The sequence below is a fragment of the Mariniluteicoccus flavus genome (assembly GCF_054776655.1).
In genome coordinates, this window is record NZ_BAAHBN010000003.1 from 174,063 (window position 1) to 196,220 (window position 22,158).

The 22,158-nt window shown below is 69.9% G+C and carries 24 protein-coding genes; 21 read left to right on the plus strand and 3 right to left on the minus strand.

What is annotated here, in order from left to right; translation table 11 throughout:
- Positions 1-32 precede the first annotated feature (32 nt).
- The 11 genes from ACYVAG_RS06975 to ACYVAG_RS07025 all read left to right on the plus strand — a co-directional run bounded on the left by ACYVAG_RS06975 (position 33) and on the right by ACYVAG_RS07025 (position 12,281).
- Positions 33-536 (plus strand): hypothetical protein, encoded by a 504-nt coding sequence (locus ACYVAG_RS06975; RefSeq protein ID WP_460768274.1) that lies wholly within the window; start codon positions 33-35, stop codon positions 534-536.
- Positions 537-613: 77 nt separating this feature from the next.
- Positions 614-2,038: a diaminopimelate decarboxylase gene (gene lysA / locus ACYVAG_RS06980; RefSeq protein WP_460768276.1), complete on the plus strand. Its 1,425-nt coding sequence runs from the start codon at positions 614-616 to the stop codon at positions 2,036-2,038.
- Positions 2,039-3,349, plus strand: coding sequence for a homoserine dehydrogenase (locus tag ACYVAG_RS06985; protein ID WP_460768277.1), 1,311 nt, complete (start codon positions 2,039-2,041; stop codon positions 3,347-3,349).
- Positions 3,349-4,419 (plus strand): threonine synthase, encoded by a 1,071-nt coding sequence (gene thrC, locus ACYVAG_RS06990; protein ID WP_460768279.1) that lies wholly within the window; start codon positions 3,349-3,351, stop codon positions 4,417-4,419. Before ACYVAG_RS06985 ends, thrC begins: the two co-directional genes overlap by 1 nt.
- A 41-nt stretch (positions 4,420-4,460) precedes the next feature.
- A complete protein-coding gene (gene thrB / locus ACYVAG_RS06995; RefSeq protein ID WP_460768643.1) occupies positions 4,461-5,357 on the plus strand; it encodes a homoserine kinase in 897 nt (298 codons plus the stop codon).
- Between the two features lie 264 nt (positions 5,358-5,621).
- The gene (gene rho, locus ACYVAG_RS07000) at positions 5,622-7,667 is read left to right on the plus strand and encodes a transcription termination factor Rho (protein WP_460768280.1); all 2,046 of its coding nucleotides are present in this window, start codon (positions 5,622-5,624) and stop codon (positions 7,665-7,667) included.
- Between the two features lie 144 nt (positions 7,668-7,811).
- Positions 7,812-8,045: a 50S ribosomal protein L31 gene (gene rpmE / locus ACYVAG_RS07005; RefSeq protein WP_460768282.1), complete on the plus strand. Its 234-nt coding sequence runs from the start codon at positions 7,812-7,814 to the stop codon at positions 8,043-8,045.
- A gap of 70 nt (positions 8,046-8,115) precedes the next feature.
- A complete protein-coding gene (gene prfA / locus ACYVAG_RS07010; RefSeq protein WP_460768284.1) occupies positions 8,116-9,219 on the plus strand; it encodes a peptide chain release factor 1 in 1,104 nt (367 codons plus the stop codon).
- Positions 9,216-10,085, plus strand: a complete 870-nt coding sequence (prmC, locus tag ACYVAG_RS07015; RefSeq protein ID WP_460768285.1) for a peptide chain release factor N(5)-glutamine methyltransferase — start codon at positions 9,216-9,218, stop codon at positions 10,083-10,085. The genes prfA and prmC overlap by 4 nt, the downstream gene beginning before the upstream one ends.
- 87 nt (positions 10,086-10,172) lie before the next feature.
- The gene (locus tag ACYVAG_RS07020; RefSeq protein ID WP_460768286.1) at positions 10,173-11,105 is read left to right on the plus strand and encodes an L-threonylcarbamoyladenylate synthase; all 933 of its coding nucleotides are present in this window, start codon (positions 10,173-10,175) and stop codon (positions 11,103-11,105) included.
- Between the two features lie 12 nt (positions 11,106-11,117).
- Positions 11,118-12,281 carry a glycosyltransferase family 4 protein gene (locus ACYVAG_RS07025; protein WP_460768288.1) on the plus strand — a complete coding sequence of 388 codons (1,164 nt, stop codon included), beginning with the start codon at positions 11,118-11,120 and terminating at the stop codon, positions 12,279-12,281.
- A gap of 5 nt (positions 12,282-12,286) precedes the next feature.
- On the opposite strand, the gene ACYVAG_RS07030 is transcribed toward ACYVAG_RS07025, so the two are convergent.
- Genes ACYVAG_RS07030 through ACYVAG_RS07040 form a run of 3 tightly spaced genes read right to left on the minus strand, consistent with a single transcriptional unit; the run spans position 12,287 to position 13,629 of the window.
- Entirely contained in the window at positions 12,287-12,481 is a 195-nt protein-coding gene (locus ACYVAG_RS07030; RefSeq protein ID WP_460768290.1) for a helix-turn-helix transcriptional regulator, read from the minus strand.
- 1 nt (position 12,482) lies between these two features.
- Entirely contained in the window at positions 12,483-12,863 is a 381-nt protein-coding gene (locus tag ACYVAG_RS07035; protein WP_460768292.1) for a hypothetical protein, read from the minus strand.
- A gap of 1 nt (position 12,864) precedes the next feature.
- A complete protein-coding gene (locus ACYVAG_RS07040) occupies positions 12,865-13,629 on the minus strand; it encodes a CPBP family intramembrane glutamic endopeptidase (RefSeq protein WP_460768294.1) in 765 nt (254 codons plus the stop codon).
- 164 nt (positions 13,630-13,793) lie between these two features.
- Between ACYVAG_RS07040 and ACYVAG_RS07045 the strand changes: the two genes are divergently transcribed.
- The 10 genes from ACYVAG_RS07045 to ACYVAG_RS07090 all read left to right on the plus strand — a co-directional run bounded on the left by ACYVAG_RS07045 (position 13,794) and on the right by ACYVAG_RS07090 (position 21,564).
- Positions 13,794-14,300, plus strand: coding sequence for a hypothetical protein (locus ACYVAG_RS07045; RefSeq protein WP_460768296.1), 507 nt, complete (start codon positions 13,794-13,796; stop codon positions 14,298-14,300).
- 35 nt (positions 14,301-14,335) lie between these two features.
- A complete protein-coding gene (locus tag ACYVAG_RS07050; RefSeq protein WP_460768298.1) occupies positions 14,336-14,533 on the plus strand; it encodes a hypothetical protein in 198 nt (65 codons plus the stop codon).
- A 55-nt stretch (positions 14,534-14,588) separates the two neighbouring features.
- Complete coding sequence (gene atpB / locus ACYVAG_RS07055) at positions 14,589-15,374, plus strand: F0F1 ATP synthase subunit A (protein ID WP_460768645.1); 786 nt, start codon at positions 14,589-14,591, stop codon at positions 15,372-15,374.
- Positions 15,375-15,450: 76 nt separating this feature from the next.
- Positions 15,451-15,672 (plus strand): F0F1 ATP synthase subunit C, encoded by a 222-nt coding sequence (locus ACYVAG_RS07060; RefSeq protein WP_460768300.1) that lies wholly within the window; start codon positions 15,451-15,453, stop codon positions 15,670-15,672.
- An 8-nt stretch (positions 15,673-15,680) separates the two neighbouring features.
- Complete coding sequence (locus ACYVAG_RS07065; protein WP_460768302.1) at positions 15,681-16,223, plus strand: F0F1 ATP synthase subunit B; 543 nt, start codon at positions 15,681-15,683, stop codon at positions 16,221-16,223.
- Positions 16,220-17,023 carry a F0F1 ATP synthase subunit delta gene (locus ACYVAG_RS07070; RefSeq protein WP_460768304.1) on the plus strand — a complete coding sequence of 268 codons (804 nt, stop codon included), beginning with the start codon at positions 16,220-16,222 and terminating at the stop codon, positions 17,021-17,023. The genes ACYVAG_RS07065 and ACYVAG_RS07070 overlap by 4 nt, the downstream gene beginning before the upstream one ends.
- An 89-nt stretch (positions 17,024-17,112) precedes the next feature.
- Positions 17,113-18,753, plus strand: a complete 1,641-nt coding sequence (atpA, locus tag ACYVAG_RS07075; RefSeq protein WP_460768305.1) for a F0F1 ATP synthase subunit alpha — start codon at positions 17,113-17,115, stop codon at positions 18,751-18,753.
- A gap of 2 nt (positions 18,754-18,755) precedes the next feature.
- Positions 18,756-19,688, plus strand: coding sequence for a F0F1 ATP synthase subunit gamma (locus ACYVAG_RS07080; protein WP_460768306.1), 933 nt, complete (start codon positions 18,756-18,758; stop codon positions 19,686-19,688).
- Between the two features lie 5 nt (positions 19,689-19,693).
- Positions 19,694-21,145: a F0F1 ATP synthase subunit beta gene (gene atpD / locus ACYVAG_RS07085; protein WP_460768308.1), complete on the plus strand. Its 1,452-nt coding sequence runs from the start codon at positions 19,694-19,696 to the stop codon at positions 21,143-21,145.
- Positions 21,146-21,147: 2 nt separating this feature from the next.
- The gene (locus ACYVAG_RS07090; RefSeq protein ID WP_460768310.1) at positions 21,148-21,564 is read left to right on the plus strand and encodes a F0F1 ATP synthase subunit epsilon; all 417 of its coding nucleotides are present in this window, start codon (positions 21,148-21,150) and stop codon (positions 21,562-21,564) included.
- Positions 21,565-22,158: the final 594 nt, after the last annotated feature.

The window sequence follows — 22,158 nt, forward strand, 5'->3', positions numbered from 1 at the left end:
CTCGGGTGCGGAGGCGACGGGACCATCAGGGCGTGACGGCGTTCGCCGTGGCCATGTGCGCGGCGCTGGCGACCACCGGCTGCGTCGCCCGGGCCCAGCCCGCGCCTGCGGTGATCGCGGACACGCCGCCGCCCTGGCGTCCGCCTCGGGACGCCGTGTCCCACATCGACCTCGCGGGCCTGCCCCACGTCCCGCTCGACGCCACCGAGAACCAGCGGATCCTGCGGCTGGCCGTCACGGTCGACGGGGCCTCGGTGGAGGTCCCGGCCCATATCGGGGTCGACCGCATCCGCGCCGTCCAGGCTCCGGTCCACACCCACGACACGTCCGGCACGGTCTGGCTCGAGGGCCAGGGGGTCGACCGCGTCACCCTCCGCGACTTCTTCACCCTGTGGGGCGTGCGGTTCGACGGGCGCTGCGTGGGTGCGGCGTGCGGCGGCGTACGCGTGGTCGTCGACGGGGCGCCCGTCGCCGATCCCACCGGCGTACGCCTGGCGTCGGTCCGCGACCGCGTCGAGGTCACCGCGACGTCCTGAGCCGTCGGACCGCCAGGGACGGCCCACCACGTGGGCTCGGCTCGGTTCTGTCGGCGGTGTCTGGCAGGGTTTCGTCCATGACGCACATGCACGTGGCCGGCTCGATCCATGCCGACGCCGTGACCCCGGGCCCCAAGTGGCTCAACATCCCGGCCGATGTCAACGCGCTGCTCCCGCAGCTCTGGCCGGTGGGGGTCACCCGGGGCGACGACGGAGCCCTCGCCGTCGGAGGGTTGAGCGTCACCGAGATCGCCGAGCAGGTCGGCACACCGGCCTATGTCGTCGACGAGGCCGACTTCCGTGCCCGCGCCCGGGCCTTCGCCGAGGCCTTCGAGGGGTGGGACGTCTACTACGCCGGCAAGTCGTTCCTGTGCACCACGACGGTGCGGTGGGTGACCGAAGAGGGACTGGGAGTCGACACCTGCTCGCTGGGCGAGCTCATGGTGGCCCTGGCCGGGGGAGCCGACCCCGCCCACATCGGCCTGCACGGCAACAACAAGTCCGCCGAGGAGCTCGAGCTGGCGGTCACCGCCGGCATCGGTCGCGTGATCGTCGACTCGTTCACCGAGATCGAGCGCCTCGAGAAGATCGCCGCCGCCCACGGCCGCACGGTCGGGGTGATGGTGCGCGTGACCGCGGGCGTCGAGGCCCACACCCACGAATACATCTCGACCGCCCACGAGGACCAGAAGTTCGGGCTGTCGATCACGGGCGGGCACGCCCTCGAGGCGCTGCGCAACTGTCACGACGCCCCCCACCTCGACCTGCGCGGCATCCACAGCCACATCGGGTCCCAGATCTTCGAGACGGCGGGCTTCGAGGTCGCCGTGCGCCGCACCCTCGAACTCCACCACGCCTTCACCGCTGCGACCGGTGCGACGATGCCGGAGCTCGACCTGGGGGGCGGGTTCGGCATCGCCTACACCTCGGTCGACCGGCCCGTGCCGCCCATGAAGCTGGCCGAATCCCTCCGCGCGATCGTCGCCCGCGAATGCCGCGGGCTCGACATCGCGCAGCCCCGCCTGTCGATCGAGCCCGGCCGGGCCATCTCGGGGACCCCCGCCTTCGCGCTCTACACGGTGGGCACGGTGAAGTCGGTCGAGCTCGACGGGGGAGGTGCCCGGGCCTACGTGTCGGTCGACGGTGGCATGAGCGACAACATCCGACCCGCGCTGTATGGCGCCGAATACTCGGCGACGCTGGCCTCGCGGCGATCGACGGCGGTCCCGGCGCTCTCACGCGTGGTGGGCAAGCACTGCGAGTCGGGCGACATCCTGGTGCGCGACGAGTTCCTCCCCGCCGACATCGGCCCGGGAGACCTCGTCGCCGTGCCCGCCGCGGGGGCCTACAGCCGCGCGATGGCGAGCAACTACAACCATGCGCTGCGTCCCCCGGTGGTCTCGGTCCGTGACGGCGAGGTGACTACGCTCATCCGCAGGGAGACGATGAGTGACCTGCTGTCGCTCGATGCGGGCTACCCGACGAAGCCTGAGGAGAACTGAATGTCGAGCACGCTGAAGGTGGCCCTGCTGGGTTGCGGCGTCGTCGGGTCCGCCGTGGCCCGGCTCCTGATCGACCAGGCCGATGACCTCGAGGCCCGCGTGGGGCGACGCCTCGAGCTCGCCGGCATCGCGGTGCGCCGACTCGGAGTGGACCGGCCCGGCATCGACCCCGACCTGCTGACCACCGACGCCGACGCGCTCGCGGCCCGCGAGGACGTCGACCTCGTGGTCGAGGTCATCGGCGGCATCGAGCCGGCCCGCGGCCTCATCCTTCGGGCGCTGGACCACGGTGCGTCGGTCGTGACGGCCAACAAGGCCCTGCTGGCCGAGGACGGCGCCACGCTCTTCGCGGCCGCCGAGGCCGCCGGCGTCGACCTCTATTTCGAGGCGGCCGTCGCCGGCGCCATCCCGATCATCCGGCCGCTCCGCGAGTCGTTGGTCGGCGACGAGATCACCGCCGTGATGGGCATCGTCAACGGAACGACCAACTTCATCCTCGACAAGATGCACACCGAGGGGTCCGGCTTCGACGACGTGCTCGCCGAGGCCCAGGCGCTGGGCTACGCCGAGGCCGACCCGACGGCCGACGTGGAGGGCTTCGACGCGGCCGCCAAGGCCGCGATCCTGGCCGGGCTGGCCTTCCACAGCCGCGTCCGGGCCGAGGACGTCCATCGCGAGGGCATCACCGAGATCACCCGGTCCGACATCGCGGCCGCGACCGCCATGGGCTGCGTGGTCAAGCTCCTGGCCATCTGCGAGCTGAACGAGGGGGCGGAGGGGGGCGGCCAGACCGTGTCGGCCCGCGTCCACCCGGCGATGATCCCGCTGACCCATCCGCTGGCAAGTGTGGGCGGCGCTTACAACGCCGTGTTCGTCGAGTCCCGCAACGCGGGCCGGCTGATGTTCTACGGCCCCGGCGCGGGCGGTGCCCCGACGGCGAGCGCGATCATGGGTGACCTCGTCACCGTGGCCCGCAACCGCGTGCGCGGGGCCGCCGGTCCGGGCGAGTCGACCTACGCGGCCCGCGAGGTCGTGCCGGTCTCCGAGGTGCTGACGCGCTATTTCATCGCGTTGGAGGTGGCCGACCAGCCCGGCGTGTTGGCCACGATCGCCCGCTGCTTCGCCGAACACGGGGTCTCGGTGCGGACCCTGCGCCAGGAGACGACCTCCCGCAGCGACCGCACGGGCGCGCGCCTGGTGGTCGTGACCCATGAGGCGCGCGACGGCGACCTGAGCGCGACGGTGGAGGCCCTCCGCGGCCTGGCCGAGGTGGACGACGTGGTTTCGGTGATGAGAGTCGAGGGCGAGTGATGAGTGATTTCCGTGCCACCCAACAGGGCCTGATCGAGCGCTACCGCGCGTGGCTTCCGATCGACGACGGCGACCCGGTGGTCAGCCTCGGCGAGGGGTCCACCCCGCTGGTCCAGGCCCCGGTGCTGTCGGCCGAGCTCGACTGCGAGGTCTGGGTCAAGGTCGAGGGCGCCAACCCCACGGGCTCGTTCAAGGACCGCGGCATGACGATGGCGGTGTCGAAGGCCGCGGCCGAGGGCGCCGAGGCCGTCGTCTGCGCCTCGACGGGCAACACGTCGGCGTCCGCGGCGGCCTATGCGGTGCGCGCCGGCATGAAGCCCATCGTCCTGCTGCCCACCGGCAAGATTGCCCGCGGAAAGCTGGCCCAGGCCATCGTCTACGGCGCAAAGATCGTCCAGGTCGAGGGCAACTTCGACCAGTGCCTCACCGTCGCCCGCAAACTGTCCGAGTCCCACCCGATCGCCCTGGTGAACTCGGTCAACCCCCACCGGCTCGAGGGTCAGAAGACCGCGGCGTTCGAGATCATCGACGCGCTGGGCGATGCGCCCGACCTCCACGTGATGCCGATCGGCAACGCCGGAAACATGCCGGCCTACTGGCGCGGCTTCTCCCAATACGCCGAGGCGTCGCGGGCGACCCGGCGTCCTCGCATGTGGGCGATCCAGGCCGAGGGTGCCGCCCCGCTGGTGCTGGGCCACCCCGTGCTCGAGCCCGAGACGGTCGCCACGGCGATCCGCATCGGCAACCCCGCCTCCGCCCACCTCGCCAACGCGGCGCGCGACGAGTCGGGAGGCCGCTTCATGGCGGTCTCCGACGACGAGATCCTCGCTGCCCAGCGCTGGCTGGCGTCGCGCGAAGGCATCTTCGTGGAGCCGGCCTCGGCGTCCGGCATCGCGGCGCTCTTCAAGGCGCAGGCGGCGGGCGAGGTCGATCCGGGCCAGCTGATCACCGTCACCGTCACGGGCAACGGACTCAAGGACATCGACACCGCACTGTCCGGCATCGAGATCAACACCGAGACCGTCGCGCCCGAGGCCTCCGCGGTCGCCGACGCGATCGGGGTCGGGTGAACGACGCAGCTCCGCGAGATCGCCCCGATGAGGCCGAGCCCATCCAGCCCGGACGTGTCGTCCGTGCTCGCGTACCGGCGACGTCGGCCAATCTCGGGCCCGGCTTCGACCACTTGGGACTGGGGCTGGCGTGGTATGACGACGTGGAGATCGAGGTGCTGGCCGATGGCGTGGTGATCGACGTCACCGGCGAGGGCGCCGACCACGTGCCCCACGATCGGTCCCATCTGCTCGTGCGCTGCCTCGACGAGGGGCTGGCCGCCCTGGGGCGCCGGGCGGGGGGCGTGCGCGTCGTGGCCCACAACACCATCCCCCACAGCCGCGGGCTCGGGTCGTCCGCGGCCGCCACCGTGGCGGGGTTGCTGGCGGCTTGGGGCTTGGTCCACCCCGGCACCGACCCCGACCTCGACTGGCTGTTGCGCCACGCCGACGGGCTCGAGGGCCATCCCGACAACGTTGCGGCGGCCATCCACGGGGGATTGGTGGTCGCGTACGCGGCGGGCGACGAACTCGACGGAGGTGTACGCGCGGTCCGCGGACGCGTCCACCCGGAGATCGCCGCTCTGGCGTTCGTCCCGAACCGTCCGGTGTCCACGAAGTCCGCCCGGGGCGTCCTCCCCGACAGCGTGCCCCGCGCCGACGCCGTCGCGAACGCCGGGAGGGCGGCCCTCCTGGTCCACGCCATCGCGGAGGCGCCGGAACTGCTGCTGGACGCGACCCACGACCGCCTCCACCAGCCCTACCGGGCCCCGTTGATGCCCCAGTCGGAGGCCCTCATCGCCGAACTTCGGGCGACCGGCCTCGCGGCGTTCGTCTCGGGCGCGGGCCCCACTGTCCTCGTGCTCGGCCGCCGCGCCGACCTCGCAACGACCGGCGAGTTCGAGGGGTTCGGTCGTCGCCTCCTCGAGGTGGGGGAGGGTGCGGCGCTCCACCCGTGACGGCGCCGCGCGGGGCCGGATTGCCGCGTGCAGGGCTCGCGGTGCTATCCTTGCTGTTCAGGAGCCGCGGCCATGCCGCCTCCGCCCCCCGCAGGTCGGGGTGGACGATCCCCGCTCAGAGGCCCTCACCGGGTGTGCGACCGGGTCGCCCGCGACATCTCACTCACCAACGTCATGACCTGCTCGAGGGCAACCTCTTCTCTTGACCTTCCCCAGGCGAGCGTGCCCACACGGGCCGATCCGGCTGGACCTGAAAGGACACACGTGACGGACTCCACCGAAGCGACCACCACCCTGCCCCTGGACGGCGCGGCTCCCGCCCGCCGCCGCAGGGGCACCGGACTGGACGCGATGGTCCTTCCCGAGCTCAAGCAGCTCGCGGCCTCGCTCGGCCTGAAGGGCACGGGCGCGATGCGCAAGGGCCAGCTGGTCGACGCGATCAAGACAGCTCAGAGCGGTGGCGGGGCGCCGGCCGTCCGCGCCGAGCGCGCGCCCGAGACCGGGGCGGGCACCCAGAACGACCGTGCACCCCAGAACGACCGTGCACCCCAGAACGACCGTGCACTCCAGAACGACCGTGGCCCGGCCGAGCCGGCGGCCGCGGTGGCTCGCGACGAGCGTCCCGACCGCGGCGCCGAGCGCTCGCGTGCCCGTCGCGAGGGCGCCAACGGCGACGGCCCGTCCGACGATGCGGCCGCCGAGATCGCGCGTCGACTGGAGGCCGAGCGCCCGCGGGTCGACCAGCAGCCCGAGACCGAGGGTGAGGGCCGTTCGCGCCGTTCGCGCCGCGACCGGGGTGACGACGCCCAGAGCGATCGCCAGAACAACGATCGCAACGGCAACGATCGCCAGAACGATCGCAACGGCAACGATCGCCAGAACGATCGCAACGGCAACGACCGCCAGAACGATCGCAACGGCAACGACCGCCAGAACGGCAACGGCAACGGCAACGGCAACGATCGCAACGCCAACGGCGACCGCACCAACGACCGCCAGAACAACCAGAACCGCCAGCAGAACCACAGCCAGAACACCCAGGACAACGGCCCCGACGACGAGGACGGCGGCGGCCGCCGCGGTCGCCGTCGCCGCAACCGTGACCGCCAGAACCGCCGCACCCGCGGTGGCGCCGGCATGGATCGCCTCGAGGCCGAGCCCACCATCAGCGACGACGACGTCCTGGTGACCATCTCCGGCATCCTCGACATCAAGGACAACTACGCGTTCGTCCGCACGTCGGGCTATCTGCCCGGCAACAACGACGCGTACGTCTCGATGAACATGGTGAAGCGCTTCGGCCTGCGCCGCGGCGACGTGGTCGCCGGCGCGATCCGCCAGCCGCGCGAGGGGGAGCGCAAGGAGAAGTTCAACCCGCTCGCGCGCGTCGACTCGATCAACGGCGACGACCCGCTGAAGTCCCCGGGCCGTCCCGACTTCGCGAAGCTGACGCCGCTCTATCCCCAGGAGCGCCTGCGCCTCGAGACTGACGCGACCAACATGACGGGCCGCATCATCGACCTGGTCGCCCCGGTCGGCAAGGGCCAGCGCGGCCTGATCGTCTCGCCGCCCAAGGCCGGCAAGACCATGATCATGCAGGGCATCGCCAACGCCATCGCGGCGAACAACCCCGAGGTCCACCTGATGGTCGTCCTCGTCGACGAGCGCCCCGAGGAGGTCACCGACTTCGAGCGCACCGTCTCGGGCGAGGTCATCTCCTCGACGTTCGACCGCCCCGCCAGCGACCACACGACGGTGGCCGAGCTCGCGATCGAGCGTGCCAAGCGACTGGTGGAGCTGGGCCACGACGTCGTCGTCCTCCTCGACGGCATCACGCGCCTGGGCCGCGCCTACAACATCGCGGCGCCCGCGTCGGGCCGCATCCTGTCCGGTGGCGTCGACTCGGCCGCGCTCTATCCGCCGAAGAAGTTCTTCGGCGCGGCGCGCAACATCGAGAACGGCGGTTCGCTCACCATCCTCGCGACCGCGCTGATCGACACCGGCTCGAAGATGGACGAGGTGATCTTCGAGGAGTTCAAGGGCACCGGCAACATGGAGCTCCGCCTCCGCCGCGAGTTCGCCGACAAGCGCATCTTCCCGGCCATCGACGTCGACCAGTCCAGCACGCGTCGCGAGGAGCTGCTGCTCGGCAAGACCGAGCTGGCGATCATCTGGAAGCTGCGCCGGGTCATCTCGGGCCTCGACGGACTCCAGGGTCTGGAGATGCTGCTCAAGCAGATGCGCAAGACGCAGAACAACTCCGACTTCCTGCTCCAGATCTCGAAGACCACGCCCAACCAGGACGGCTGAGCGCCGTCCCGGGCGGGGCCGGAATATTTGGTCCCCGCCCGCGGTTGGTGCAGAATGGTCCGTCGGTCCGGTTCACCCCGCGTACGCCGCCTCCCCACGGGGGGAGAGGGCAGGGGACCCGGCACTCATCAAGGAGAAACCACCATGCAGCAGGGCATCCACCCCACGTACCACGAGACGTCCGTCTCCTGCACGTGCGGCAACACGTTCACCACCAAGAGCACCGCGGCGAGCGGCACCATGCGTGCCGAGGTCTGCTCGCAGTGCCACCCGTTCTACACCGGCAAGCAGAAGATCCTCGACACGGGCGGTCGCGTCGCCCGCTTCGAGAAGCGCTTCGGCGGCCAGAAGCCCGCGGGCTCCAAGAAGTCCAAGTAAGGCTGCGCCGGCGCCGGGAACCCACGGGTTCCCGGCGTCTTTGCGTCCCACTCGCCGACCAGGAAGCCCCATGCCCGAGACCCCCGAGGCGCCGTACGCCTCAGCCGAGCCGTTGCGCGCCGAGTTCGCCGACCTCGAGCGGCGCATGGCCGATGCGGATGTCCACGCCGATCCCGCGCTCGCGCGACGCATCGGCCGGAGGTACGCCGAGCTCACCCCCATCGTGAAGGCGCTCGCGGAGCACGCGACGCTCACCGACGACCTCGCGGCCGCGGTTGAGCTGGCCGGTGAGGACGCGGGCTTCGCTGCGGAGGCCGACGACCTGACCGAGCGCCTCGGTGTGGTGGACGAGCGCCTCACCCGGCTGCTCGCGCCGCGCGACCCCAACGACACCTCCGACGCCATGCTCGAGATCAAGTCCGGCGAGGGCGGCGAGGAGTCGGCCCTGTTCGCCGGCGACCTGCTCCGCATGTACACCCGGTATGCCGAGTCCCGCGGCTGGAAGGTCGAGGTCATCGACAGCCAGGAGACCGACCTCGGCGGGCTCAAGTCGGTCACCGTCGCCGTGAAGTCCGGGAGCGTCGACGATCCCGCGGCCATGCCCTACGGCGTGCTGAAGTTCGAGGGCGGTGTCCACCGCGTCCAGCGGGTCCCGGTCACCGAGACCCAGGGCCGCATCCACACCTCGGCCGCCGGCGTCCTGGTCATGCCCGACGTCGCCGACGACGAGGTCGAGATCGACGACAACGATCTCCGCATCGACGTGTTCCGGTCCTCCGGCAAGGGAGGCCAGGGCGTCAATACCACCGACTCGGCCGTCCGCATCACCCACCTGCCGACCGGCACCGTCGTCTCGTGCCAGAACGAGCGCTCCCAGCTGCAGAACAAGGCCCAGGCCATGCGCGTCCTGCGCGCGCGTCTCGTGGCCGCCCGCGACGAGGCGGCGGCGGCCGAGGCGTCCAACGCGCGGCTCTCCCAGGTCCGCACGGTCGACCGCTCCGAGCGCATCCGCACCTACAACTTCCCCGAGAACCGGCTCGCCGACCATCGCATCGGGTTCAAGGCCTACAACCTCGACGCCGTCCTCGAGGGTGACCTCGCGGCCCTGATGACCGCGCTGCAGGAGGCCGATCTCGCCGAGAGGCTCGCACGGGTGGGGGAGGAGAGCCGATGAGGGACTTCGCCGAATCGCGGCCGATGCCCGTCAGCGAGGTGCTGCGCGAGGCCGCCTTCGCGCTCGACGGCTCCGGCCTGCCGAGCCCCCAGGCCGACGCACGCCACCTCCTGGCCCACGCGATGGACGTCGACCTGGGCCGCCTGCCGCTCCTCGACCCGCTCACGCCGGGCCAGCAGGCCCGTTATTTCGCCCTGGTCGAGCGCAGGGCCACGGGCCTGCCGCTGCAACACATCACCGGCGAGACCTGGTTCCGCAACGTCCGCGTCGCCGTCGGGCCGGGCGTCTTCGTGCCGCGGCCCGAGACCGAGGTGATGACCGGGTGGGCGATCGACCGCCTGCGCGAACTCGACGTCGAGACCCCGCGGGTGGTCGAGCTCTGCGCCGGTTCCTGCGCCATCTCGCTGGCCCTGGTCGACGAGGTCCCCCACGTCGACCTGCACGCCGTCGAGTTGTCGAAGGACGCGGCGGAATGGGCGATCCGCAACCTCACCGGCACCGGGGTGTCGCTGACGATCGGCGACATGGCGGACGCCCTGCCCGACCTCGACGGCACCGTCGACCTCGTCATCGCCAACCCGCCCTACATCCCGCTCGACGCGTTCGAGCAGGTGGCCGAGGAAGTGCGCCTCCACGACCCCGCCATGGCGTTGTTCTCCGGCGACGACGGACTCGACGCCATGCGTACGCTGGCGCGCACGGGGGCGCGCCTGCTGCGACCCGGCGGCCTGCTGTGCGCCGAGCACGCCGACGTCCAGGGCGAGAGCGCGCCGGCGGTGTTCGTCGAGGCGGGGGAGTGGACGCAGGTCCGCGACCATGTCGACCTGAACGACCGCCCGCGGTTCGTGACGGCCGTGCGCCGCTGACGCGGCCCTCGAACGTTGGCTGAGCGAGCGAAGCGAGTCGAAGCCGCAACCGACCGCACATCATCACCCGCGTGGCAGGATGGCATCGTGACCGACCACTCGACCCCCGACGAGACCAGCGACACCCCTGAACCCAGCGACGTGCTGGACGAGGCCGCTTCCGCGTATGCGACCTTCGACCTCGCCGGCGACGATCGCGACGCAGGCCTCGAGGCCGCGCGCGACGCCGTCTCGTCGGGACGCTGCATCGTGTTGCCGACCGACACCGTCTATGGCATCGGCGCCGACGCCTTCAATGCGGGCGCCGTCCAGGGCCTGCTCGACGCGAAGGGGCGTGGCCGCGACATGCCGCCGCCGGTCCTGGTCGCCGATCCCGCGGTGATGATGGCGCTCGGCACCGACATCCCTGACGCGGCCAAGAAGCTCGCCGAGCAGTTCTGGCCCGGTGCGCTCACGCTGATCCTGAAGGCCCAGCCGTCGCTGTCCATGGACCTCGGCGACACCGCCGGAACCATCGCCGTCCGCGTGCCCGACCACGACGGCGCGCGCGAGCTGCTGCGCCGCACCGGACCGCTGGCCGTCTCGAGCGCGAACCGCTCGGGCGAGCCGGCCGCGATGTCGGCCGGCGATGCCGCCGAACAACTGGGCGACCGCGTGGCCGTCTACCTCGACGGGGGAGCGACCTCGGGGCCGGAGCCGTCGACCATCGTCGACTTCTCGCGCTCGACCTACGGCAAGGTGCTGCGCGACGGCCGCATTGGCCTCGACGAGCTCCGTGCGCTGGTGCCCTACCTCGACGGGCCCGACCCGGAGCCGGAGCCCGAGCCCGAACAGACGTACGCCGGCTCCCTCGGCCTCGGCTCGTGGAACGACGAGCAGTCCCACGCCGAGGCGGCGAAGGACCCCGATGACGTGCCGCCCACCGCGGAAACACCTGCCGCGGAAACACCTGCCGCCGAGACGCGCGCACCGGGTGCCACGGCCGTCACCGACCCCACCACCCCCGACATTCCGCGCTGACACGGACGACCCATGCGTGAATACACCCTCGTGCTGCTCGTCGCCGCGGCGACGGCCTACCTCGTCAGTGGGCTGTGCCGCCGCATCGCGCTGCGCACGGGGGCGGTCGCGAAGGTGCGCGACCGCGACGTCCACGCCATCCCGATCCCCTACTTCGGCGGCCTCGCGATGCTCGCCGGCGTCGCCGCTGCGTTCCTCGTGGCGACGCGGCTGCCCAACATGGGCCGCAACCAGCTGATCCAACACGACTTCAGGGCCGTGCTCATCGCCGGTGTCGTGATCTGCCTCGTCGGCGTGATCGACGACCTGTTCGAGCTGAACGCCGTGGCGAAGATGGCCGGGCAGGTGTTGGCGGCCGGTCTCGTCGTGGCCAACGGTGTGAAGATGCTGTGGATCCCGCTGCCCGACTCGATCATCTCGCTGGACGACTCGGCCTCCATCGCGATCACGGTGTTCTTCATCGTGCTGTGCTCCAATGCGGTCAACTACGTCGACGGACTCGACGGGTTGGCCGCCGGCGTGGTCGCGATCGGGGCGCTGGCGTTCTTCCTCTACTGCTATGTGCTGGTCGCCGAGCAGGAACTCAACCGCGCCACCACCGCCAGCCTCATCACCGTGGCCGTCGCCGGGGTGTGCCTGGGCTTCCTTCCCCACAACTTCTTCCCGGCCCGCATGTTCATGGGCGACTCGGGCGCCCTGCTCCTCGGGCTGCTGCTGGCCACGTCGACGATCACGTTGACCGGTCAGCTCGACTCCGCCGCCCTCACCGAGAACGGGCGCGGGGCGGTGGCCGCGTACCTGCCCCTCATTCTTCCGCTCGCGATCCTCGCGCTCCCGTTCCTGGACTTCGTCCTGGCGTACGCGCGACGCACCATCGCCGGGAAGTGGTTCTGGGTCGCCGACAAGCAACACCTCCACCACCGCCTCCTGGAGCGGGGCCATTCCCACCGCCGGGCCGTCGTGATCATGTATGTCTGGACCGCCCTGATCAGCTTCGGCGTCGTGGCCCTGGGCCTGCTGCAGCGGTGGGAGGTGGGCGCCGTCCTCGCCGTGCTCGCGGTGGTCCTCACATGGTTCACCATCGGCCCGGGGAACCGGCCCGATCCGGCCGACGAGGTGACCCGCCAGCGTGAGCGGATCGCCGAGGCGCGCGTGAACGAGGCGGAGCGGGGCTGAGGCCTTCAGGCCTCGTCGCTGAACACCTGCTCGATCGGCAGTTCGAACAGCCGCGCGATGCGGAACGCCAGCGGCAGCGACGGGTCGTAGCGCCCTTTCTCCAGTGAGCTCACCGTCTGGCGGCTCACCTCGAGGGCGTCGGCCAACTGGCCCTGGGTCATGCCGCGAGCGGCGCGGAGTTCCGGCAGTCGGTTGCGCATGTCAGTACCTCCGCCGGACCCACACGTGCGCCGCGAGCCAGCAGGCGCAATACACGGGCAACGCGAACATGATCGGGATGCGGGGTGCCCCGGCGAGCTCCAGCCAGCCCCAGGTGAAACACAGCAGGCTGCCGAGCGCGAAGGCGATGGCCAGCGACTCGGTGAGGATGCGCGACTGCAGTTCGTCGGCGTCGCGCGCGAACCGGGCCACGGCCCAGGCCACGCCGATCATCGGCGGCACCAGCAGGGCCACGGCGGCGAGGCGCCAGGGGGTCTCGGGGAAGCGGTGGAGGAGGAACGCGACAAGGGGAGTGAGCACCACATACGCCCCCATCGCCACGCCGAACCTCATCAGGTACGCCCGGTCGGCGCGGGTCGCCATGTCAGGCGCCCATCGCGAGCATGAGCATCGGTACGCCGAGGAACAGCACGTCGAGCAGCCAGTGGGCCACGATCAGCGGCCACACCCGGCCGATCCGGAACCACAGGGCGCCGAACGCCAGGCCGGCGAGGAACGTGGTGACGAAGCGGGCGATCATCTCCTGCGGCGAGCCGATGGCGAAGAACACATGCTGGAGCCCGAACAGGGTGGCGCTGATCACCACGGCCCCGACCTTGCCGACCGACGCGCCCAGCCGGGGGAGCGCGTACGCCCGATAGAGGGCCTCCTCGACGACGGCCACGGTCGCCGGCATGACGATCAGCGAGACGAGTCCCAGGCCCAGCGGGACGTGCGGCATCGCTCCCGCGGCCGGCGGCGCCCCCCGGTAGGCAACGAGGTTGCCCACGAACGTGGCGGCGAAGAAGGCGATCGCGATCGGCACGAACAGGCCGAGGCCCCACAGGGCGTCGCGGCCGGGGCGGTCGCTCGAGAGCAGGCGACGCACCGAGGAGCCCTCGCGCCCGAGCACCGAGGCGAGGGTCACGAGACAGACGACGTCGACGACGACGATGGCGAGATTCATCCAGATTCCGCCGGCGTCGGCCGGGGACGACGGGTCGAGCGCGCGGGCGAAGGCGAAGCAGGTGGCGGCGGCTGCTCCGAGGAGGCCGACGCGCAGGACCATCAGGACGACGGTGGTGGCGACGGCGGCCCCGGACTTCGTGGGGGCGGCGGCCGCGGCGAGCGGGGGTGTGTGGGTGGTCATGGATCCAACGTAAAGCGTGCTTGACAACATGTCAAGCATGCTTTCCAAAATGTCCAGCACGCTTGACGCCCCCGTGTGGCCTCACGATGCGCAGATCCCGGAGAGTTTGTGCTAAGTTTCACAAGCGTGCCCACCGGCTTCACCGCCCCTGAGACAGCGAGACCATGACCACCGTGATCGGTTCCCCCCAGCAGGCGACGCCTGCCGATGGCGCCCCGAGACCCAGTGTCGCGGCGGTCCGGGCGCGGAGCCTTCTCGTGGCCGGCCTCGCCGGCGCCCACGTCGCCGCGATCACCTGCGTCGGCGTCTTCCTCGTCTCCGATGGCGCGCGCGGCGCTGCCAGCGCAGCACTCGCCGCCGGCATGGTCATCTTCTTCTACACCGTCGGCCAACTCGTCCAGGTCCGCTACGCCGACGCCCCGGCCAACGAGCTGATGCGCGTCGCGGTCGCGTCCTACATCGTCCGCGTCACCGCGCTCGGCGGCCTCCTGGCCCTCTATTTCGCGTTCGGCAGCGAGCAGAACCGCCTCCTCGGCGTCCCGGTCGCGGCCACCGCGATCGCGACCGTCGTGGCGTGGCTCGCGGCGGAGGCGTACGCGTTCCGCCGCCTGCGCATCCCCAACTTCGACGAGCCCGATCAGGGCGCCCCCGAAGCGGGGTCGCCGAAGTGACCGGAGCGAAGCGTGCTGATAGTGTCCCAACCGCCATGGAGCAGGGATCGGGCGGTCACAACGACGGCATGGCTGTGCTGTCCTACCTCATCGCGGGAATCCTGTTCTACGGCGGGCTTGGCTGGTTGGGAGACCACTTCCTGCACACGAAGTTCCTGCTTCCGCTCGGGTTGATCCTGGGCATGGTGGGGTCCATCTACCTGATCATCAAGCGCTACGGCCAGTCCGAGTGAGACTGGCACTCAGAGAGGAGGAACGGTGGGCTTTCCGACCCTGCCGCTGACCCCCATGGAGGGTGGTGGCTCCGAAGGGGGCTACAAGTCGCCCGGCGTGGAGGACTTCAAGTTCGACGGCGGATTCATCCCCGGCCTCGACTGGTTCAACAAGCCCCTGGTGCAGGCGATCATCGCCGCGCTGCTGGTGATCACGCTGTGGCTCATCGCCTCGCGCCGGCTGAAGGTCGTCCCCGGCAAGGGCCAGTTCCTCGCCGAGCAGGTCTATGACCTCGTCCGCAACGGCATCGCCCGCGACGCCCTCGGCCACGACTTCCGCCGCTACACGCCCTACCTCGTCGCCCTGTTCTCGTTCCTCCTGGTGAACAACTGGTTCGGGCAGGTCTTCCTGTTCATGCTGCCGACGTTCTCGAACATCGGCTACGCGTACGCGGTGGCCATCATGACCTTCGTCATCTACAACGCGGCCGGCATCGCCCGCAAGGGCTTCTTCGGCTACCTCAAGGCCATGACGATCCCGGCCGGCGTGCCGTGGTGGCTGCTCTGGCTGATCATCCCGCTCGAGATCATCTCGAACTTCATCGTGCGCCCGATCACTCTCGCGCTGCGACTCTTCGCGAACATGTTCGCCGGCCACCTCGTCATCCTGGTCTTCGTCGTCGGCGGGTCCTACCTGCTGACCCAGGCCGACAACCCGGTCCATCGGGTTGCCGGCGGCGTCTCCTTCGTGTTCTCGTTCGCGATCTTCGCGCTCGAGCTCATGGTCGGCGCGCTGCAGGCCTACGTGTTCACCGTCCTGACGGCCCAGTACGTCGCCTCGGCCACCGCCGACGAGCACTGAGCCCGACCACCACAGACCACCCGTCCCCAACCCTCCAGTCTTCACCAAGAAGAAGAACCATCCGAAAGGAAACGCAATGACCCCCATGGAAATCGGCGGCTCGATCAACATGATCGGCTACGGCCTGGCCACCCTCGGCCCGGGCATCGGCGTGGCAATGATCTTCGCCGCTGTGATCAATGGCACCGCCCGTCAGCCTGAGGCTCGCGGCGCGATGATGGGCACCGCCTGGATCGGCTTCGCCGTGGTCGAGGCTCTCGCCATCATCGGCATCGCCCTGGCGTTCGTCCTTCAGTGAGCCCAGCCATGGTGCCGATGGAACTCGACCTCGGCCCCCTGCTGCCGCATCACCTCTCGGAGATCATCGCCGGCATCATCTTGATGATCCTGGTCTGGATCATCATCCAGACCAAGGTCGCACCGGCCTTCGAGAAGATGTACGCCGAGCGTACAGCGGCCATTCAGGGCGGCATGGAGAAGGCGGAGCGCGCTCAGGCTGAGGCCGAGGCGGCTCTGCAGGAATACCAGCAGCAGCTCGCCGAGGCCCGTCAGGAGGCGGCTCGCATCCGCGAGGACGCCAAGAACGAGGGCGCCCGCATCAAGAGCGAGATGCGCGAGCAGGCCGACGCCGAGGCGGCGCGCATCGTCGCGACCGCCAAGGCCCAGATCGAGGCCGAGCGTACGCAGGTCACGACGCAGCTCCGCAACGAGGTCGGCGGCCTGGCCACCACCCTCGCGGGCCGCATCGTGGGTGAGTCGCTCGACGACGACGAGCGCGCTCGTCGCACGATCGACCGGTTCATCGCCGACCTCGAGGCCGAGCCGGCCAAGGGGAGTGTTCGCGCATGAGCAGGACGAGCGCGGCCAACGAGAGCCGTCTGGGCGTCCTCGACCGGGTCCTGGACAGCCAGGAGCCTCATTCCACCCTCGCCGGCGAGCTGTTCGCCGTCGTGGATGCGATGGACGCCCAGCCGGTGCTTCGACGCAGCCTCACCGATCCCGGCATGCCGGCCGACCAGCGCAAGGGGCTGGTCTACCAGCTCCTGAACGGCAAGGTCTCCGGCTCTGCGGTCTACATCGTCGAGGAGGCGGCCGCCCAGCGTTGGATGGGGGGACGTTCACTCGCCGATGCGCTGGAGCGTCAAGGGGTGCGGGCCGAGCTTCGCGCAGCCATGGCGGAGGGCAAGCTCGACGAGGTCACCGACGAGCTGTTCCGCTTCGAGCGCACGATCGCTGCCGAGTCCGAGCTGCGGGCGGCGCTCGCCAACCGCACGTTCCCGGTCGAGGGCCGTGTCGAACTCGTCACGCGCCTGCTCGACGGACGTGCCCACGAGGCGACCGTCGTCCTCGCCCGTCGCGCCGTCTCGGCGCGCGAGCGGACGGTGGCCGACACGCTGGAGGGCTACCTCAAGCTGGCGTCCGACATGCGCAACCGTGGCGTCGCCACGGTGCGGGTGGCGCGTCCGCTCGACCATGACCAGCACGAGCGGCTGCGCCAGGCGCTCAGCCGTCAGGTCGGTCGTGACCTCGACATGCACGTCATCGTCGACCCCCGGGTCCTCGGCGGCGTACGCGTCGAACTCGGTGACGAAGTGATCGAAGGAACGGTCGAGGGGCGCCTTGAAACGGCGCGCCGCGCCTTCCAGTGACCCTCACGGGCCACCCCCACGCAGAACGCCCCACCGGGGCTCACCCCACAACACGGGCAACACGAAGAAACGAGAGCAGGGACGCAACGATGGCGGAACTCACTATTCGTCCGGAGGAGATCCGGAGCGCGCTGGACAGCTTCGTCCAGAACTACACCCCGGAGACCTCCTCCCGCGAAGAGGTGGGCACCGTGGTCACGTCGGGCGACGGCATCGCCCGCATCGAGGGCCTGCCCTCCTGCATGGCCAACGAGCTCCTCGAGTTCGAGAACGGCACCACGGGCATCGCCCTGAACCTCGACGTCCGCGAGATCGGCGCCGTCGTCATGGGCAACTCCGAAGGCATCGAGGAGGGCTCGAAGGTCCGCGCGACCGGCGAGGTCCTCTCGGTCCCGGTCGGGGACGGCTACCTGGGTCGCGTCGTCGACGCCATGGGCAACCCGATCGACGGCCTCGGTGACATCACCAACCTCGAGGGCCGCCGCGCCCTCGAGCTCCAGGCCGCGGGCGTCATGGACCGCCAAGAGGTCCGCGAGCCGCTGCAGACCGGCCTCAAGGCCATCGACGCGATGATCCCGATCGGCCGCGGCCAGCGCCAGCTGATCATCGGCGACCGCAAGACCGGCAAGACCGCCATCGCGATCGACACGATCATCAACCAGAAGGCCAACTGGGAGTCGGGCGACCCCAAGAAGCAGGTCCGCTGCATCTACGTCGCCATCGGCCAGAAGGGCTCGACCATCGCCGAGGTGCGTGGCACCCTCGAGAAGGCCGGCGCGCTCGACTACACCACGATCGTCCACGCCCCGGCGTCCGATCCGGCCGGCTTCAAATACATCGCCCCGTACGCCGGCTCGGCCATCGGCCAGCACTGGATGTATCAGGGCAAGCACGTCCTCATCGTGTTCGACGACCTCACCAAGCAGGCCGAGGCCTACCGCGCGATGTCCCTGCTGCTGCGCCGCCCGCCGGGCCGAGAGGCCTACCCCGGTGACGTCTTCTACCTCCACTCGCGTCTGCTGGAGCGCTGCGCCAAGCTCTCGAACGAGCTCGGCGGCGGCTCCATGACCGGCCTGCCGATCATCGAGACGAAGGCCAACGACGTGTCGGCGTTCATCCCGACCAACGTCATCTCGATCACCGACGGCCAGATCTTCCTGCAGTCCGACCTCTTCAACGCCAACCAGCGTCCCGCTGTGGACGTCGGCATCTCGGTGTCCCGCGTCGGCGGCGCCGCCCAGATCAAGGCCATGAAGTCGGTCTCCGGCTCACTGAAGCTCAACCTGGCGCAATATCGCGACATGCAGGCCTTCGCGATGTTCGCCTCCGACCTCGATGCGACCTCGCGCCGCCAGCTCGACCGGGGCGCCCGCCTCACCGAGCTGCTGCGCCAGGGGCAGTACGCGCCCTACCCGGTCGAGGACCAGGTCGTCAGCGTCTGGGCCGGCACCAACGGCCACTTCGACGACGTGCCGGTCGACGACGTGCTGCGCTTCGAGCAGGAGCTTCTCGAGCACCTGCGCCACGCGACGCCCGTCCTGCAGACCATCGCGGAGACCGGCAAGTTCGACGACGACACCGCGGCTGCGGTCGAGCGTGAGATCGCGAACTTCAAGCAGGGCTTCCAGACCTCCGACGGCGGCTTCCTGCACGCCGGCCGCGAAGAGCACGACGCCACCGACGCCGACGATGTCGCCCAGGAGCAGATCGTCAAGCAGAAGCGGGGCTGACCATGCCAGCATCACTGCGAGAACTCCGGCAGCGCAAGAAGTCGGTGTCGACCACCAAGAAGATCACGCGCGCCATGGAGCTCATCGCGGCGTCCCGCATCGTCAAGGCGCAGCAGCGGGCGACCTCTGCTGCGCCCTACGCGCGGGAGCTGACGCGGGCGGTGTCGGCGGTGGCCACCCACACCGACATCGAACACCCGCTGACGACAGAGAAGGAGAACCCGACCCGGGCCGCGATGCTCCTGATCACCTCCGACCGCGGTCTGGCGGGGGCCTACTCGTCGTCGGTCATCAAGCAGGGCGAGCAGCTCTCCGAGCTGCTGCGCAGCGAGGGCAAAGAGGTGCTGCCCTACCTGACCGGCCGCAAGGCGATGGCGTTCTACCAGTTCCGCCACCGCGAGGTCGAGAAGACGTGGGAGGGGTTCTCCGACTCGCCGTCGTACGCCCACGCCCGTGAGATCGCCGACGAGCTGATCAACGCGTTCCTCCGTCCCACCGAGGAGGGCGGTGTCGACGAGATCCACGTCGTCTACACGCGCTTCGTGTCGATGATCACCCAGAAGCCGGAGATCATCCGTCTCCTGCCGCTGGAGGTTGTCGAGGCCGATGAGGCCGATGAGCGCAACCGGCCCACCAACGGCGACGGGGACACCTACCCGCTGTATGAGTTCGAGCCCGACACCGAGACGGTGCTCGACGAGCTGCTCCCGCTCTATGTGGCGAGCCGCATCCAGTTCTGCCTGCTGCAGTCGGCCGCGTCCGAGCTGGCCTCGCGCCAGCGCGCGATGAAGTCGGCCACCGACAACGCGCAGCAGCTGATCGAACGTCTGACCCGCGAGGCCAACCAGGCCCGCCAGGCGGAGATCACCCAGGAAATCAGTGAGATCGTGGGTGGCGCGAACGCGCTGGCCGACGCAACTGCCGAGAGCGAGTGAACAACATGACTGCCACCATCAACGACACCCACGAGGCGAAGACCGCCGGCGTCGGTCGCATCGCCCGGGTCATCGGCCCGGTCGTCGACGTCGAGTTCCCGGTCGACCAGATGCCCGACATCATGAACGCGCTCCACGTCGACGGCATGGTCGGTGACGAGAAGCGCACCATGACCCTCGAGGTCGCGCTGCACGTCGGCGACAACATCGTCCGCGCGATCGCCCTGAAGCCGACCGATGGCCTGCGCCGCGGCCAGGAGGTGCGCGACACCGGCGCCCCGATCTCGGTTCCCGTCGGCGACATCACCAAGGGTCACGTCTGGAACGTGACCGGCGACGTGCTCAACGTCGACCCCGCGTCGATCGAGATCACCGAGCGCTGGCCGATCCACCGCGAGGCGCCGAAGTTCGACGCGCTCGAGTCGAAGACCGAGATGCTGCAGACCGGCATCAAGGTGCTCGACCTCCTGACGCCGTACGTCCAGGGCGGCAAGATCGGCCTGTTCGGCGGCGCCGGCGTCGGCAAGACCGTCCTCATCCAGGAGATGATCTACCGCATCGCCCACAACTTCGGTGGCACCTCGGTGTTCGCCGGCGTGGGGGAGCGTACGCGTGAGGGCAACGACCTCATCAACGAGATGGAGGAGGCGGGCGTCCTCAAGGACACCGCGCTCGTCTTCGGCCAGATGGATGAGCCGCCGGGCACGCGCCTGCGCGTCGCGCTGTCGGCCCTGACGATGGCCGAATACTTCCGCGACGTCCAGAACCAGGACGTGCTGCTGTTCATCGACAACATCTTCCGGTTCACCCAGGCCGGCTCGGAGGTGTCGACCCTGCTGGGCCGCATGCCTTCCGCCGTGGGCTACCAGCCCAACCTGGCCGACGAGATGGGTCAGCTGCAGGAGCGCATCACCTCGACGCGCGGTCACTCGATCACCTCGATGCAGGCGATCTACGTGCCGGCCGACGACTACACCGACCCGGCGCCGGCGACGACGTTCGCCCACCTGGACGCGACCACCGAGCTCTCGCGAGAGATCGCGTCGCGTGGCCTCTACCCGGCCGTCGACCCGCTGACGTCGACGTCGCGCATCCTCGATGCGCAATACATCGGCCAGGAGCACTACGACACCGCGGTGCGCGTGAAGCAGATCCTCCAGCGCAACAAGGAGCTGCAGGACATCATCGCCATCCTCGGTGTCGACGAGCTCTCCGAAGAGGACAAGATCGTCGTCTCGCGCGCCCGCCGCATCCAGCAGTTCCTGTCGCAGAACACCTACATGGCCGAGAAGTTCACCAACATCCCGGGCTCGACCGTGCCGCTCAAGGACACCATCGAGGGCTTCCAGATGATCTGCAACGGTGACGTCGACCACGTCGCCGAGCAGGCGTTCTTCAACGTCGGTGGCATGGACATGGTGATGGAGAACTGGGACAAGATGCAGAAGGAGCAGTGAGCATGGAGTCCACCCCGCTGCACGTCGAGGTCGTCTCGGCCGACCGCGTCGTGTGGTCCGGCGAGGCCACCCAGGTCATCGCCCGCACCAGTGAGGGCGACATCGGCGTGCTGTCGAACCACGCGCCCATGCTTGCCGCGCTCGTGCCCTGTGGCGTCGAGGTGTTCGCCACCGACGGCAACCGCGAGATCGTCGCGGTCGGCGGCGGCTTCATCTCGGTCGACAACAATCGTGTCGGCATCATCAGCGAGTACGCCACCCTCGGCTCCGAGGTGTCCCTGGACGCCGCCGAGAAGGAGCTCGCCGACGCGACGCGTCGCCTCGAGGACGGCGATGACGACGACGAGACGCGTCGCCACTTCAACCGGGCGCAGGCCCAGGTGAAGGCGGCACACAAGGGGCAGGGCAAGCAGCTGTAACATTTGCGCCCCTCCGGGGCGCGATCGGCCTCGCGCGCTCAATCCGGTGTCTTCGGACGCTCTTCGCAACGCGGCCCTCGTTTCTGGATCGGTTCCGGTCTGGTTGCGGGGGCCGCGTTGCTCATCGGTCCTCCAGACACCGGGCGCGCGAGTCCCAAGGGCTCCCCACTCACGTTGGCTGAGCGAGCGCAGCGAGCCGAAGCCTCAGGTTCTCTGAGCGAGCGCCAGCGAGTCGAGGAGTCGGGAGCGAGACACGGGTTGTCCGTTCTCCGAGCGAGCGCCAGCGAGTCGAGGAGCCGCAGCGGGACACGGGTTGTCCGTTCTCCGAGCGAGCGCCAGCGAGTCGAGGAGTCGGGAGCGAGACACGGGTTGTACGTTCTCCGAGCGAGCGCCAGCGAGTCGAGGAGTCGGGAGCGAGACACGGGTTGTACGTTCTCCGAGCGAGCGCCAGCGAGTCGAGGAGTCCGGAGCGAGACACGGGTTGTACGTTCTCCGAGCGAGCGCCAGCGAGTCGAGGAGTCCGGAGCGAGACACGGGTTGTACGTTCTCCGAGCGAGCGCCAGCGAGTCGAGGAGTCCGGAGCGAGACACGGGT

Excerpts from the sequence above, each read along its gene's own strand:
- ACYVAG_RS07060 (WP_460768300.1), top strand. The coding sequence starts at position 15,451 with ATGACCCCCATGGAAATCGGCGGCTCGATCAACATGATCGGCTACGGC.
- ACYVAG_RS06985 (WP_460768277.1), top strand. The coding sequence starts at position 2,039 with ATGTCGAGCACGCTGAAGGTGGCCCTGCTGGGTTGCGGCGTCGTCGGG.
- ACYVAG_RS07065 (WP_460768302.1), top strand. The coding sequence starts at position 15,681 with ATGGTGCCGATGGAACTCGACCTCGGCCCCCTGCTGCCGCATCACCTC.
- rpmE (WP_460768282.1), top strand. The coding sequence starts at position 7,812 with ATGCAGCAGGGCATCCACCCCACGTACCACGAGACGTCCGTCTCCTGC.
- atpB (WP_460768645.1), top strand. The coding sequence starts at position 14,589 with ATGGAGGGTGGTGGCTCCGAAGGGGGCTACAAGTCGCCCGGCGTGGAG.
- ACYVAG_RS07030 (WP_460768290.1), bottom strand. The coding sequence starts at position 12,481 with ATGCGCAACCGACTGCCGGAACTCCGCGCCGCTCGCGGCATGACCCAG.
- ACYVAG_RS07040 (WP_460768294.1), bottom strand. The coding sequence starts at position 13,629 with ATGACCACCCACACACCCCCGCTCGCCGCGGCCGCCGCCCCCACGAAG.
- ACYVAG_RS07035 (WP_460768292.1), bottom strand. The coding sequence starts at position 12,863 with ATGGCGACCCGCGCCGACCGGGCGTACCTGATGAGGTTCGGCGTGGCG.
- atpA (WP_460768305.1), top strand. The coding sequence starts at position 17,113 with ATGGCGGAACTCACTATTCGTCCGGAGGAGATCCGGAGCGCGCTGGAC.
- ACYVAG_RS07025 (WP_460768288.1), top strand. The coding sequence starts at position 11,118 with ATGCGTGAATACACCCTCGTGCTGCTCGTCGCCGCGGCGACGGCCTAC.
- prfA (WP_460768284.1), top strand. The coding sequence starts at position 8,116 with ATGCCCGAGACCCCCGAGGCGCCGTACGCCTCAGCCGAGCCGTTGCGC.
- prmC (WP_460768285.1), top strand. The coding sequence starts at position 9,216 with ATGAGGGACTTCGCCGAATCGCGGCCGATGCCCGTCAGCGAGGTGCTG.
- ACYVAG_RS07090 (WP_460768310.1), top strand. The coding sequence starts at position 21,148 with ATGGAGTCCACCCCGCTGCACGTCGAGGTCGTCTCGGCCGACCGCGTC.
- lysA (WP_460768276.1), top strand. The coding sequence starts at position 614 with ATGACGCACATGCACGTGGCCGGCTCGATCCATGCCGACGCCGTGACC.
- atpD (WP_460768308.1), top strand. The coding sequence starts at position 19,694 with ATGACTGCCACCATCAACGACACCCACGAGGCGAAGACCGCCGGCGTC.
- thrC (WP_460768279.1), top strand. The coding sequence starts at position 3,349 with ATGAGTGATTTCCGTGCCACCCAACAGGGCCTGATCGAGCGCTACCGC.
- ACYVAG_RS07080 (WP_460768306.1), top strand. The coding sequence starts at position 18,756 with ATGCCAGCATCACTGCGAGAACTCCGGCAGCGCAAGAAGTCGGTGTCG.
- ACYVAG_RS07045 (WP_460768296.1), top strand. The coding sequence starts at position 13,794 with ATGACCACCGTGATCGGTTCCCCCCAGCAGGCGACGCCTGCCGATGGC.
- ACYVAG_RS07070 (WP_460768304.1), top strand. The coding sequence starts at position 16,220 with ATGAGCAGGACGAGCGCGGCCAACGAGAGCCGTCTGGGCGTCCTCGAC.
- ACYVAG_RS07050 (WP_460768298.1), top strand. The coding sequence starts at position 14,336 with ATGGAGCAGGGATCGGGCGGTCACAACGACGGCATGGCTGTGCTGTCC.